Annotated in this window: 11 protein-coding genes; 6 read left to right on the top strand and 5 right to left on the bottom strand. The window is 70.1% G+C overall.

Going from position 1 to position 13,489, the window contains the following annotated elements:
• Positions 1-1,031: 2-oxo acid dehydrogenase subunit E2 (locus DW297_RS05835; RefSeq protein WP_205828238.1), on the top strand; the 1,031-nt coding region annotated here is incomplete at its 5' end.
• Positions 1,032-1,039: 8 nt separating this feature from the next.
• Here DW297_RS05835 and DW297_RS05830 read toward each other — a convergent pair.
• A complete protein-coding gene (locus DW297_RS05830) occupies positions 1,040-2,476 on the bottom strand; it encodes a hypothetical protein (protein ID WP_136030308.1) in 1,437 nt (478 codons plus the stop codon).
• Positions 2,477-2,636: 160 nt separating this feature from the next.
• Between DW297_RS05830 and DW297_RS05825 the strand changes: the two genes are divergently transcribed.
• Complete coding sequence (locus DW297_RS05825; RefSeq protein WP_136030306.1) at positions 2,637-3,347, top strand: DUF4191 domain-containing protein; 711 nt, start codon at positions 2,637-2,639, stop codon at positions 3,345-3,347.
• Between the two features lie 57 nt (positions 3,348-3,404).
• Here the strand turns inward: DW297_RS05825 and DW297_RS05820 are convergent, their stop codons facing one another.
• Positions 3,405-4,592, bottom strand: coding sequence for a RimK family alpha-L-glutamate ligase (locus DW297_RS05820; RefSeq protein WP_136030304.1), 1,188 nt, complete (start codon positions 4,590-4,592; stop codon positions 3,405-3,407).
• A gap of 18 nt (positions 4,593-4,610) precedes the next feature.
• Between DW297_RS05820 and DW297_RS05815 the strand changes: the two genes are divergently transcribed.
• Complete coding sequence (locus tag DW297_RS05815; RefSeq protein WP_136030302.1) at positions 4,611-5,099, top strand: ATP-dependent zinc protease family protein; 489 nt, start codon at positions 4,611-4,613, stop codon at positions 5,097-5,099.
• A 24-nt stretch (positions 5,100-5,123) separates the two neighbouring features.
• On the opposite strand, the gene DW297_RS05810 is transcribed toward DW297_RS05815, so the two are convergent.
• Positions 5,124-5,552 carry an RDD family protein gene (locus DW297_RS05810; RefSeq protein ID WP_446724358.1) on the bottom strand — a complete coding sequence of 143 codons (429 nt, stop codon included), beginning with the start codon at positions 5,550-5,552 and terminating at the stop codon, positions 5,124-5,126.
• Positions 5,553-5,700: 148 nt separating this feature from the next.
• On the opposite strand from DW297_RS05810, the gene glnA reads away from it, so the two are divergent.
• The 3 genes from glnA (at position 5,701) to DW297_RS05795 (ending at position 10,084) form a co-directional block, all read left to right on the top strand.
• Positions 5,701-7,125 (top strand): type I glutamate--ammonia ligase, encoded by a 1,425-nt coding sequence (glnA, locus tag DW297_RS05805; protein WP_136030300.1) that lies wholly within the window; start codon positions 5,701-5,703, stop codon positions 7,123-7,125.
• 178 nt (positions 7,126-7,303) lie between these two features.
• On the top strand, positions 7,304-8,842 hold the full coding sequence (locus DW297_RS05800; protein ID WP_136030297.1) for a serine/threonine-protein kinase: 1,539 nt from the start codon (positions 7,304-7,306) through the stop codon (positions 8,840-8,842).
• Between the two features lie 96 nt (positions 8,843-8,938).
• Positions 8,939-10,084 carry an AI-2E family transporter gene (locus DW297_RS05795; protein ID WP_136030295.1) on the top strand — a complete coding sequence of 382 codons (1,146 nt, stop codon included), beginning with the start codon at positions 8,939-8,941 and terminating at the stop codon, positions 10,082-10,084.
• Here the strand turns inward: DW297_RS05795 and DW297_RS05790 are convergent, their stop codons facing one another.
• Together DW297_RS05790 and DW297_RS05785 are read right to left on the bottom strand one after the other, a co-directional pair.
• On the bottom strand, positions 10,085-11,005 hold the full coding sequence (locus DW297_RS05790) for a diacylglycerol/lipid kinase family protein (protein ID WP_136030293.1): 921 nt from the start codon (positions 11,003-11,005) through the stop codon (positions 10,085-10,087).
• A 47-nt stretch (positions 11,006-11,052) separates the two neighbouring features.
• A partial coding sequence (locus tag DW297_RS05785; protein ID WP_136030291.1) for a bifunctional [glutamine synthetase] adenylyltransferase/[glutamine synthetase]-adenylyl-L-tyrosine phosphorylase occupies positions 11,053-13,489 on the bottom strand: 2,437 nt, incomplete at its 5' end.

The following is a 13,489-nucleotide window of genomic DNA, read 5'->3' as shown; positions in this document are numbered from 1 at the left end:
CTCCCGCCCAGCCCCAGGCTGCGGCCGCGGCCCCTGCACCGGCTGCCCCTGCTCCGGCGCAGGCCGCACCGGCTCCCGCAGCGACCGAGGCGCCCGCTCCGAAGCTCTCGCTGCCGACGGAGAACGACAACCTCTACGTCACCCCGCTGGTGCGCCGTCTGGCCGCACAGCAGGGCGTGGATCTCGCTTCCGTGACGGGTACCGGTGTCGGCGGGCGCATCCGCAAGGAGGATGTGCTCAAGGCTGCCGAGTCCGCATCGCAGGCTCCGGCCGCCACGAATGCGGCTCCGGCTCCCGCACCGCTCGAGGTCTCCCCGCTGCGGGGTACGACCCAGCCGATGTCGCGTCTGCGCAAGGTGCTCGCCAAGCGCGCGGTCGAGTCCATGCAGCAGACGGCGCAGCTCACCACGGTTGTGGAGGTCGACGTCACCGCGCTGGCGGAGTACCGCGACAGCGTCAAGGGCTCGTTCCTCGAGAAGACCGGCGACAAGCTCTCGTTCCTGCCGTTCTTCGCGCTGGCCGCCGCCGAGGCGCTGCAGGCCTTCCCGATCGTGAACGCGACGGTCGACGGTGAGCAGATCGTCTACCCGGCCACCGAGAACGTCTCGATCGCGGTCGACACCGAGCGCGGGCTGCTCACTCCGGTGCTGCGCGACGCCGCGTCGAAGAACATCGCTCAGATCGCTCACGAGATCGCCGACCTCGCGGCCCGCACGCGCGACAACAAGCTGAAGCCGGACGAGCTGGCCGGCGGAACCTTCACGCTGACCAACACCGGTTCCCGCGGTGCGCTGTTCGACACGCCCGTCGTGTTCCTTCCGCAGTCCGCCATCCTCGGCACCGGCACGGTCGTCAAGCGTCCGGGTCTCGTCAAGGTCGGCGGAACCGACGCGATCGCGGTCCGTTCGTATGTGTACCTCGCTCTGTCGTACGATCACCGCATCATCGACGGTGCCGACGCGGCGCGCTTCCTCGGTGCGGTGAAGGCGCGCCTCGAAGCGGCGCAGTTCGCCCCGCAGCTGGGCGCCTGACCGAACGATCATTCTGGCTGGTCCGCGACGTCGTACACGTCGCGGACCAGCCATTTGTCGTCCTGCCGCACGAGTACGACCATCGCGGTGGGACTCGCGGCGTCCGCCTCCGCCGGCCGAGCGACGCGGGTGACCGCGACGTCGCCGTACTCGTCGACCAGCTCGACCGTGAGCTCACCGCTGAGCGCGCGCACGGCGTCGACGGTTCCTGCGGAACCGGGCGCGATCGCGGCGACGCACTCCGCGTCCCCGGCGGAGTGACAGGCCTCAGCGGCGGAGACGAGCGTCGGGACGGCGGCGGCGGGGTCGCCCGCCTCCGCGACGCGCGGCGTGGGGGCAGCAGACGCGTGCTCGGCTCCTGTCGTCGATGACCCGCCTTTCGCCCGACCATCCCCGGTCGACGTCGGCGTCGGCGCCGTCCCCGCCGCGGTGGAGGCACCTCGGGCGTCGCTCCCGCCGTCGCCGCTCGGCCACATCAGCCCGCCCACGAGCACGACGGCCGCACCCGCTGCCGCGATCAACAGCAGTCGGCGACGGGGTGCGCGGGGAGCCGCGGCCCGATCCCGCCCCCTACCGCTCGTCGCCCGCCGCACGCGGACGGCCTCCCTGGCGTCGGCGATCCGCGACGCGATGTTCTCCCGCAACATCCGCACGGCGCTGCGGACTCTCGCCCGGGTGGTCCGTGGGGTACGGACCGCGGACCTCCGCGTCGCGAGGCTCCTCCGCGTCGGGGCGACCCCGCCCACAGCGGGCTCGACGACGCGGGAGAGGTCTCGCGCCCGCACCGGCTTCGTCGTCTGATGCTCCAGGGGACGTGGGGACACGAGGGCGAGAAGCTCGCACTCCCACTCGTCGAGAAGCCGCCGCGGAACCCGGGGGTGCTCCAGTCGTTCGCGCAGTCCATCCCCCACCCGGTCGAGAACACGCCTCAGCGCTCGATCGGTCTCGCAGTCCCTGAGCGTCTCGACGATCGTCGCCGCTGCGGACCGGATCCCGCTCCCCTCACCGATGACGAACAGGGGTCGCCCGCCGTCGGTGAGCCACCACGTACCCTCGACGCCGCTGCCCACGCGCGCCAGTTCACCGATGCCGCGCAGCAGACTCACCGCCACCGTGCACACCTCACCCTGACGCAACCGCTGCCCCGAGGCGGACCGTCGGTCGATGAACGCCTGCAACCGATCGGTGCACCAGGGCAGCAGCACATCGTGGCCGTCCGCACGTCGGACGATGTCCAGCGGTCCGGCGACGTGCTGTGCGCCCGCGAAGTGCCAGCCCGCCCATCCCGCGAGCTCCTCGCTCGGACACCGCACCGCCACGCCGTCGCCGCTGGTGACGAGCGCCCCCGCGAAGGGGGTGTCCGGCGACGACAGCATCCGCAGCGTGCGGTGCGCTCGTGCCAGCAGGGGCGGTGGGGCCGTCTCGATCGTCTGGGCGTCGGTCATGCGCCCATCTCACCCGAGGGATCGTGCGCCCGGAGCCATCCACGGCGTGAGCGGAAAGGTCCGCCGGCTGCGGCTGGCTGTGCAGAGCGAGTCCTCGTGCTGCTCCGCTCCGCGCGAACGACGACATCGTCAGGGTCCGGGACTCGGTAGGCTGGATGTCATGGCAAAGCGTGCTCCCGAACCCGAGAAGCGTCCTGGGTTCTTCTCCCAGATCAAGTCCCTCTTCCGGTTCACGCGCGAGGCCTACCCGTGGCTCCCCTGGGCGCAGGCCGGCATCCTCGTCGGCGGCATCCTGCTCGGCCTCGTCGCCGGCTACCTCATCCCGCCGTTCCAGGTGTGGACGCTCGTGCTCTGGGGCATCACCGGCCTCATGCTGGGCGTGCTCGGCGCGCTGTTCCTCATGACGCGACTGTCGACCTCGGCGATGTACACCAAGATCGACGGCATGCCCGGCGCGACCGGTCACGTGCTGAGCACCAGTCTCGGGCGTCGCTGGCAGGCATCGGAGACCCCGGTGGGGATCAACCCGAAGACCCAGGAGGCCGTGTACCGCACGATCGGTCGCGGCGGCATCGTGGTGGTCGGCGAAGGTGCCCGCGGCCGCCTCACGCGCCTGGTCAACGAGGAGCGGAGCAAGGCGCAGCGCGTCGCGCACGGTGTCCCCGTGACCGTGCTCTACGTCGGGCACGGCGAGGACGAGGTACCCATCGCCGACCTCGCCAAGACCATCAAGAAGCTTCCCAAGGCCATCGACAAGGCCACCATGGCCGCGGTGATCCGTCGCGTCGACTCCGTGTCGCAGTCGCTCTCGTCGCTGCCGATCCCGAAGGGCATCGACCCCACCAAGGTGCGCCCGCAGCGTCCGCGCTGACCCGCACACCGCACGATCGACGCGCGGGCGTCCTCCTCGGAGGGCGGCCGCGCGTCGTCACTCCGACAGCGGCTGCTTCGGCAGGCGCCGCACCTTCGCCCGGCGACGACGACGCTCCGGGATCATCGAGCGCATCTCTTCGAGCTTGCCGAAGCAGAACAACCGGTCGTCCGCCTCCAGCACGACGTGCTTGCGCGGGTTCGGGATCACGCTCACCCCGCGGTGCAACGTGAGCACGGTGATGTCACGCTCCCACAGTCCGGCTTCACCCAGGGTCTTCCCCACCAGGTCGGCGGCGCCGTGCACCATCAGCTCCGCCACGCCGTACCCCGTCGACACCGTCAGGCGCTGTCGCACGTCGATCTCAGGGAACGCCACCTGCCCGGCGATGTAGTCGATGATGGCGCCGGCGACGTCGAGCTTCGTGGCCGTCTCGATGCCCTGCAGTCCCGGCGAGGAGTTCACCTCCATGACGAGCGGTCCCTCGTCGCCCTCGAGCATGTCCACTCCCGCCACCCTCAGCCCCATGATCTGCGCCGAACGGACGGCCGCCCGCTCGTACACCGGGTCGAGCTCGATCGCCTCCACCGATCCGCCGCGGTGCACGTTCGAGCGGAACTCGTCGCCGGCCGCCGACCGCCGCATCGCCGCGACGACGCGGTCGCCCACGACCAGCGCACGGATGTCGCGCCCACGACTCTCGGAGATGAACTTCTGGATGAGCACGTTCTGCTTCGTGGAGTGCAGGGTCTCGATGATCGCCTCGGCGACCTTGACCTGTGGGGCGAGGATCACGCCGATCCCCTGCGTGCCCTCGAGCAGCTTGATCACGACCGGGGCACCGCCGACGCGCTCGATCGCCGGGCGCACATCGGCGCGGTTGCGCACGAAAGCGGTGGGCGGCATCGCGATGTTGTGCCGGGAGAGGATCTGGTTGGCGCGGAGCTTGTCGCGCGCGCTCGAGATGCCGTTGGCGGTGTTCGGGGTGTACACGTCCATCTGCTCGAACTGGCGGACCACCGCCGTACCGAAGTAGGTGATCGAGTTCCCGATGCGCGGCAGGATCGCGTCGTAGTCGCTCAGCTGGCGTCCCCGGTAGTGCAGGTCGGGTTCATCGGAGGTGAGGTCGATCGCGAAGCGAAGGGTGTTCAGCACCTTGACGTTGTGCCCCCGCTGCAGCGCGGCGGCCCGGAGGCGCTGGGTGGAGTACGCCTGCGGCGCACGGGACAGCACTGCGATCTTCACGGGGGATTTCCTGCCAGGATGTATCAGGTGAGTAGGTCTACCCATTCAAACACCCTCACGGGGTGGCGAGAGTGGGTCAGCCTGCCCGATCTCGGCGTCGACTGGATCAAGGCGAAGATCGACACCGGCGCGCGCACCTCATCGCTGCACGCGTTCGACGTGCACGAGTTCGAGCGTGAGGGCGAGGCGTGGGTCCGCTTCCGGGTGAACCCGTGGCAGGACAGCCAGGACGACGCGGTCGTCGTCGAGTGCCCTGTGCACGATCGCCGCGCCGTGCGCAGCTCGTCCGGGCACGCGCAGGAGCGTCTGGTGGTGCAACTGATCATCCGCCTGGTCGACCGCGAGGTGCTGGCCGAGGTCACCCTCAGCAACCGGGACGAGATGGGGTTCCGCATGCTCATCGGTCGCGAGGCCCTGCGTCACGGCTACGTCGTGGACCCCGCGCGCTCGTTCCTCGGTGGAAGGGCACCGCGCGAGGCACGCCGCCGCAACCGGGGACGCGCCTGAGGGAAGCGGGCGACCCGACGCGGCTCAGGCGCGGATGAGGATGGTGCCGACCGCCTTGTCGTGCAGGCCGCGCTGATCCGCATCCCAGACGACCGCCGGGATCACGACGAGCAGCAGCAGCGTGCGAACGACCGGCCGCCACAGCCCGATCCAGGCGCCGTCGAGACGCACCAGGCGCATGCCGAGGATGCGGTGACCCGGGCTACCCCCCGCGGTGGGGATGAACAGGATCTGCAGGACCGCGAACACCAGCAGCGGGGCGAACTGCGTCAGACCCGCCTCGGACGGCAGCGCGAACTGGTCGAACCCGAGGAAGCCGGTGGCGATGATCGTGGCGGCCGCGTAGTCGATCACGAGAGCGCCGATGCGTCGTCCGGGACGGGCGATGCTTCCCGTTCCCGACTCCGGGAGTCCGAGTCGTTCACCGGGGTACCTGTTCACCGCATCCGTCACCACACCAGCCTACCGAGCCCTCGGAACCGCGCCTTCCGCCCTCACGCTGTAACACGCTCGAAACAAAGCGGATACCGTGGAGAAATCCCCCGTCCGTACTGTGCAGAGTGGCCCCGAAGCCATCGATCCGCATCACAGGAGTCGTTACATGTTCAAAGATTCGTCCGAGGTACTGGCCTACATCAAGGAGAACGACGTCAAATTCCTTGACATCCGGTTCACCGATCTCCCTGGCGTGCAGCAGCACTTCAACATCCCTGCGGCGACGGTCGACGAGGCCTTCTTCACGGACGGGCAGCTGTTCGACGGCTCCTCGATCCGCGGCTTCGCGAGCATCCACGAGTCGGACATGCAGCTCATCCCCGACGTGACGACGGCCTACATGGACCCGTTCCGCGAGGCGAGCACCCTCGTGATGATCTTCGACATCTACAACCCGCGCACCGGCGAGATCTACTCGAAGGACCCGCGTCAGGTCGCCAAGAAGGCCGAGAAGTACCTCGCGTCGACCGGCATCGCCGACACCGCGTACTTCGCGCCCGAGGCCGAGTTCTACATCTTCGACGACGTGCGCTACTCCGTCACGGCGGGCGAGAGCTTCTACAAGGTCGACTCCGAGGAGGCCGCGTGGAACACCGGTCGCGAGGAGGAGGGCGGCAACCTCGCCAACAAGACCCCGTACAAGGGCGGCTACTTCCCCGTGAGCCCGGTCGACAAGACGGCCGACCTGCGCGACGACATCACGCTCAAGCTGATCGAGGCCGGCTTCATCCTCGAGCGCTCGCACCACGAGGTCGGCACGGCGGGCCAGCAGGAGATCAACTACCGCTTCGACACGATGGTGCACTCGGCGGACGACATCCTGAAGTTCAAGTACATCGTGAAGAACACGGCCGAGGAGTGGGGCAAGGTCGCCACCTTCATGCCCAAGCCGCTCTACGGTGACAACGGCTCCGGCATGCACACGCACCAGTCGCTGTGGAACGACGGCAAGCCGCTGTTCTACGACGAGGCCGGCTACGGCCAGCTCAGCGACATCGCCCGCTGGTACATCGGCGGCATCCTGGCGCACGCTCCCGCGCTGCTCGCCTTCACGAACCCGACGCTGAACAGCTACCACCGTCTGGTGAAGGGCTTCGAGGCTCCGGTCAACCTGGTGTACTCGGCCGGCAACCGCTCCGCCGCGATCCGTATCCCGATCACGGGCTCCAACCCGAAGGCCAAGCGCATCGAGTTCCGCGCTCCCGACGCCTCCGGCAACCCGTACCTCGCCTTCGCGGCGCAGCTCATGGCAGGTCTCGACGGCATCAAGAACCGCATCGAGCCGCACGAGCCGGTCGACAAGGACCTCTACGAGCTTCCGCCCGAGGAGGCCAAGAACATCCCGCAGGTGCCGAACTCGCTGCTCGACTCGCTCGAGGCGCTCCGCAACGACCACCAGTTCCTCCTCGAGGGCGGCGTGTTCACCGAGGAGCTCATCGAGACCTGGATCTCCTACAAGTACGAGAACGAGATCCTGCCGATCGCGCAGCGTCCGCACCCGTTCGAGTACGAGCTGTACTTCGGGGTCTGACCCGCACCGCGAAGCGTCCGCCGGGATTCCTGGCGGACGCTTCGCGCGTCCCGGGGGCATTCCACACACCCTCTTGCAGGTCCCTGCCCCGGAGTCAAGCCCGAAGACGGGAATCGTGCAGGGCCCTAGCGTGAGAGAGTCGCCGGGCTACCCGACCCGGCGACGGGGAGGCTGCACCATGTGGACGCAGGAGGCGACGCCGACCGAGGCTCTGCTCGACAGCCGATACCGGCTGGGCGATGCCGTGGGCGTCGGCGGCATGGCGACCGTGTACCGCGCCGAGGACATCGCGCTGGAGCGCACGGTCGCGGTCAAGATCTTCCGCACCTCGGACGATGCCGTTACCTCGACGGACCGCGCGCACTCCGAGAAGGCGCTGCTCGCCTCCCTCAACCACCCCAACCTGGTCACGCTCCTGGACGCCCGCCTCGACCCCGGCCGGGCGATGTACCTGGTGATGGAGTTCGTTCCCGGCCCCACGCTCAGCAGCCGCCTCTCCCGCTCCGCCGTGACCCCCCAGGAGGTCGCGACGATCGGAGCCGACGTCGCCTCCGCCCTCCATGCCGCTCACGCGGCGGGCATCGTGCACCGTGACGTCAAGCCCTCCAACGTTCTCCTCACCCCGCCGACGTCGGGCAGCGACCGGTGGACGGCGAAGCTCGCGGATTTCGGGATCGCGTGCATGATCGACACGTCGCGGGTCACCGCGCCGGGCATCGTCCTCGGCACCCTCACGTACATGGCGCCCGAGCAGCTGCGCAACGGCGAGGTACGGCCGTCGGTCGACATCTACGCGCTGGGCCTTGTGCTCCTGGAGGCACTGACCGGCACACCCGGCTTCGCGCCCACTCTGAGCGTCGAGACCGCCCTCGCCCGCCTGCACCTGGCGCCGGACGTTCCCGCGTCGCTCGGACAGGACTGGGGGCGGCTGCTCACCGCGATGACGAGCATCGACCCGGCCGAACGGCCGCACGCCGCCGAGGTCGCGGTCGAGCTGCGGCGGTTGAGCGAAGCACTCGCGGAGGCCGACGAGCGCGCCACCGCTCACCTTCCCGCCGTCGTCGCGCCCGCCGCCACGCGCGTCCTGCCCGTTCCCGGCATTCCCTCGCCCGCCGCATCGTCGGCGCCCGTGACCCCGCTGGTCATCCCTCCCGTGCCGCCGCTCCCCGCCCCCGCGGCTCCGGTGCGGCCGCTCACCCGTGCCCAGGCCCGGCGGCGGCTCGCCGCCCGTGCGGTCGCTGCACCGCGCCGGACACCGCGGCGACGCGACAGTCTGCTCTTCGCCGCCGTCGTCGCCATCGGAGCCGTCACCACGGTCGCGGTGTCGCTGTCGGGCCAGGGCACTCAAGCCGTGGCGAGCTCCGGCGCCGTGCTCAGCGGGATCTCCTCCGTCGAGTCGCCCACGGCCGCCGAGACGGCCCCGCCCACCGTCGTCGAGGTGCCCGCGGCCGTCGCTCCCGCCCCCGCCGAGTCCCTCACCGTCGAGTCCGTCGGCGACGAGCACGCGACCGACCATGCCGACGACAACCCGGCTGCACAGCAGGACAACGGCAAGGGCAAGGGCAAAGGAGCGAAAGGCAACGGCGAGGGCACGAGGGGCGGAAAGCCGGGTTCCGCGGACCAGGGTTCGCCGACCACGGACGATCGAGCCGCGGTCGAGACGCCCGGCAAGGGCGATAAGGGCAAAGGCTCGCAGGGCAAGGGCTCGAACGACTAGGCCCGGCGTTCAGCCGCACGCCCTCGGGTGTCGCTGAGCGCGCCGGGCCCCGGTGTGGAGCAAGATCGAGTGCGAGCACGCACAGTTGGAGGGGACATGCGCCGCAGGAGAATCATCGCGACCGACGAGGCGCAGACCGTATCGGCCCAGCGCCGCTCCCCCACCTCGGTGGTCGCAGGGGCGAGAGCGAACCCGTTCATGTTCGGGCTGCTCGGAGCCCTGGGCGTCCTGGTCGCTCTCGCGATCGGCGGCATCGTCAATCAGCTCGCGACCGTGCTGGTCTACATCGGCGTCGCGATCTTCCTCGCGCTCGGACTCGACCCCATCGTCACCAGCATCGAGCGCAAGCTCCCCCGTCCCGCCGCCGTCGCGATCGTCGTCGCCGGCGTCGTCCTCGCGTTCGCCGGGATCATCCTCGCCATCGTCCCGATCCTCGTCGAACAGATCACCAACCTGATCAAAGACGGTCCGAAGATGATCGAGGACTTCATGAAGACGGACTGGTACAAGGACATGAGCGCCCAGTTCGGCTCGACCATCACCGATGCCGTCAACGGCGTGCTCGGCTTCGTGCAGGACCCCGACAACTTCTTCGACATCGGCGGCGGTGTCTTCGCGGTCGGCGCCGGGATCGCCGGAGGCATCACCGGCGTCACCATCGTCCTGATCCTGACGCTGTACTTCATGGCGTCGCTGCGCAGCATGAAGCGTGTCGCCGCTCGCTTCGTGCCCGCCTACCAGCGCGACACGTTCAGCGAACTCCTGGAGGACGTCTCGAGCGCGGTCGGTCGCTACGTGATCGGTCAGGCGAGCCTCGCCCTGACCAACGGCGTGCTCAGCCTGATCTTCCTCAGCATCATCGGCGCACCGGTGCCGGCGCTGCTGGCCCTCATCGCCTTCATCGGCTCGATGATCCCGCTCGTCGGAACCCTGTCGGCATCGATCATCATCTCGCTGATCTGCCTGTTCGAGTCGCCCACGACCGCGCTCATCGCGATCATCTACTACCTCGTGTACATGCAGATCGAGGCATACGTGCTATCGCCCCGGATCATGAGCCGCGCGGTCGCCGTTCCGGGGGCTCTCGTGGTGATCGCGGCCGTCGCGGGTGGTGCGCTCGGCGGGATCCTCGGCGCGCTGGTGGCCATCCCGATCGCGGCGAGCATCATCATCATCGTGCAGAAGGTGGTGTTCCCGACACAGGACCGGAAGAAGACACCACCGGCCGTGACGGTCGCGTGATCAGCGGACGGTGACGGCGCCCGCCTGCACGCGCACCGCGAACGACGAGATCTCCCCGACCTCCTCGCCGTCGATCTCGAACATCTGCGGAGCCGCAAGGCGCACCTCGATGCGCTCGGCGGAGACGTGCGTGGTGGAGTCCGTGCTCACCGCCTGATCGACACTCCCGAGAATCCGTCGGATGCCGTTGTCCCACACCACGGAGCGGACGGTGTCGAGCCACTGGAGCGGACCGTCGGCGCTGATCAGCAGCATGTCGAGGAGCCCGTCGTCGACGAGGGCGTCGGGCAGCAGTCGGATACCGCCCTGCAACATGCCGCAGTTTCCGATCAGGAGGGTGTGCCCACGCAGCTCCTGCGGCTCACCGTCGTCCAGCTGCAGCGTGATGTCGGTCATCTCCGTGCCGGCGAGTGCCCGGCCCATCGCCTCGACGTACGCGAGCCATCCCGCGCGGTCCTTGAGGTCGTCATTGGTCTCCACCAGCATCTGGGCATCGACGCCGAAGCCCACCATGACCGAGAACGCGTGCTCCTCCCCGTCGATCTCGACCCATCCGAGGTCGATGTTCCGCGGCTCGCTGTCGCGGACGTGCTCCAGCGCGGGAAGGACGCCCTCCAGGGGGATGCCGAGGTTGCGGGCCAGGAGGTTGCCGGTGCCCTGCGGCACGATGCCGAGGGCGACCCCGGTCTCCGCGAGGGCCTCCGCGACCGCTCGGATGGTCCCGTCTCCGCCCACCGCGATGACCGGGTCGCAGCCCTCCGCGACCGCCTCCGCCGCCATGCCACGGCCCGCGTCCTCCGGGGTGGTCTCCCACCAGCGGACCTCCGCATCATCGCCGAACGCGAGCCGGACGGCCTCCTCGAGAACCCCCCTGTCCGACTTCGTGGGGTTCCAGATCACTGCCAGAGGAGAAGACGTCATGCGCTCAGCCTGGGCGACCGGAGCCGTTCCCGCAACTCGGTTGACAGTCACCCGTAGAACAGGTGCTCGAAGGTCCGCCGAGCCCGGCGCGTGACACCCAGGTAGTCCTCCTCGAGCTGCGTGGCCGCGCGGTTCGGGTAGCCCAGCAGCCGCGCCAGCGCGTCGAGCTGCCGGCGGTCGGCCGGGAGCACGTCGCTGGTCTGTCCGGTGAGCAGGGTGATGGCCGACCGGAGCCGGCTCGACAGCAGCCAGGCGGCCCGCAGACGCTCCGCGTCCTCCTCCTCCACGAGCCCGGCAGCCACCGCCGCGTCCAGCGCCCGCAATGTCGAGGTGGTGCGGAGTCCCGGCACCTCCGCCGCATGCTGCAGCTGCAGCAGCTGCACGAGCCACTCCACGTCGCTCAGGGTTCCCGGCCCGAGCTTGAGGTGCCGTCGCGGATCCGTGCCCTGCGGCAGCCGCTCCCCCTCGACCCGCGCCTTGATGCGCTTGATCTCCCTCAGCCCCTGGAGGTCGACCGTGTCGGGGTAGCGGATCGAATCGGCGAGCTCCGTGAACCGCGCGATCAGCTTGATGCTCCCCGCGACGCCCTGCGCGCGCAGCAGCGCCTGCGCCTCCCACGACAGCGACCAGCGACGGTAGTAGGCCGTGTACGCGTCGAACGAGCGCACCAGCGGACCGTTGCGCCCCTCCGGACGCAGTCCGGCGTCGAGCTCCAGCGGCAGCCGGTGGTCGGTGAGGTGCTCGCGCAGACCCGCCACGATCTTCGTGGCGAGCTTCTCGGCGCGCTGCGGATCCACGCCGTTCGCGTCGTACACGTACAGCACGTCCGCGTCGGAGCCGAACCCGAGCTCGCCACCGCCGAACCGGCCCATCGCGATCACGGCGAAGTCGAGCGCCGCGTCCTCCGGCGGCACGACCTCACGCATCACCGCGCGCAGCCCGGCCTGGATCGTCGCGGCGGTGATGTCGGTGAGGGCCGTCGCCACCTCCTCGATCGTGAGCACATCGAGCACCGCGCCCATGGCCGTGCGCAGCAGCTCGCGCCGCCGCAGGGCCCTGACCGCCCGCAGCGCGTCCGCGACCGTCTCGTGCCGCGTCTGGATCGCCCGCGCCTCCTCGTCCAGCGCCTCCGCGCCACGTGGTCGCAGGCGCTCCGTGCTGTCGAGCCAGGCCACGGACTCCGGGATCCACTCGAGCAGCTCCCCGATGTAGCGGGACGACGACAGCAGCCGCGTGAGACTCTCGGCCGCGCCGGAGGAATCCCGCAGCATCCGCAGGAACCACGAGGTGTCGCCCAGCCGCTCGCTGATGCGACGGAACGCCAGGAGCGCGTAGTCCGGGTCGCTGCCGTCGGCGAACCAGCGCACCATGATCGGCATCAGGTGCCGCTGGATCGTGGCCTTGCGGCTCAACCCTCGCGTCAGGGCACCGATGTGGCGCAGCGCCCCGGCCGGGTCGCGGAACCCGATCGCCGCGAGCCGGTCGTGCGCCTGCTCCAGCGACAGCGTGCGCTCCTCCTCCGGCAGACCGGCGACCGCGCTCAGCAGCGGGCGGTAGAACAGGCGCGTGTGGATCTCGCGCACCTCGCGGCGCACGGCCTCCCAGCGCGCCCAGATGGCGTCGCCGCTGTCGGCCAGTCCGGTCGCGCGGGCGAGGAACCGTCGTCCGGCCGGCGTGCGGGGCATCAGGTGCGTGCGGGAGAGCTCGCGCAGCTGCAACCGGTGCTCCATGAGCCGCAGCACGCGGTAGTCGGCGGCGAAGGTCGCCGCATCCGCCCGGCCGATGTACCCGCCGTCGACGAGGGCGTCGAGGCTCTCCAGCGTGCCGCGGGTGCGCAGCGTCTCGTCGGTCAGCCCGTGCACGAGCTGCAGGAGCTGCACCGTGAACTCGATGTCGCGCAGACCGCCCGCGCCGAGCTTGAGCTGGTACGGCGCGTCCTCCGGATCGATGTGCTCCATGACCCGTTCGCGCATGCGCTGCACGTTCTCGACGAACTCCTCGCGCGCGGCGCTCGACCACACGAGGGGCTGCACGGCCGCGATGTACTCCGCACCCAGCACGGGGTCGCCCGCGAGCGGCCGTGCCTTCAGCAGCGCCTGGAACTCCCACCCCTTCGCCCAGCGGTCGTAGTAGGCGGCGTGCGAGGCGAGCGAGCGCACCAGGGCCCCCTGCTTGCCCTCGGGCCGCAGCGCCGCATCGACCTCCCACAGGGGCGGCTCGACCTCGATCGCGCTGAGGGCACGCATCGTCTCGCGCGCCAGTCGCGTCGCGATGTCGATGGCCCGCGCCTCCGACACGACCGCGTCATCGGCGGTTCCCGCGACGAAGATGACGTCGACGTCGCTGACGTAGTTCAGCTCCCGCGCGCCGGCCTTGCCCATGCCGATGATCGCGAGCCGGGTCGCGGCGAGCTCGTCGTGGCCGGTGCTCGCGCGCAGCCGCGCCCGCGCTACCGCCAGCGCCGCCTCCAGCGCCGCACCGGCG

The organism is Microbacterium sp. PF5, from assembly GCF_004794315.1.
Classification (GTDB): domain Bacteria; phylum Actinomycetota; class Actinomycetes; order Actinomycetales; family Microbacteriaceae; genus Microbacterium; species Microbacterium sufflavum.
This window is presented reverse-complemented; position numbering and strand designations above follow the sequence as displayed.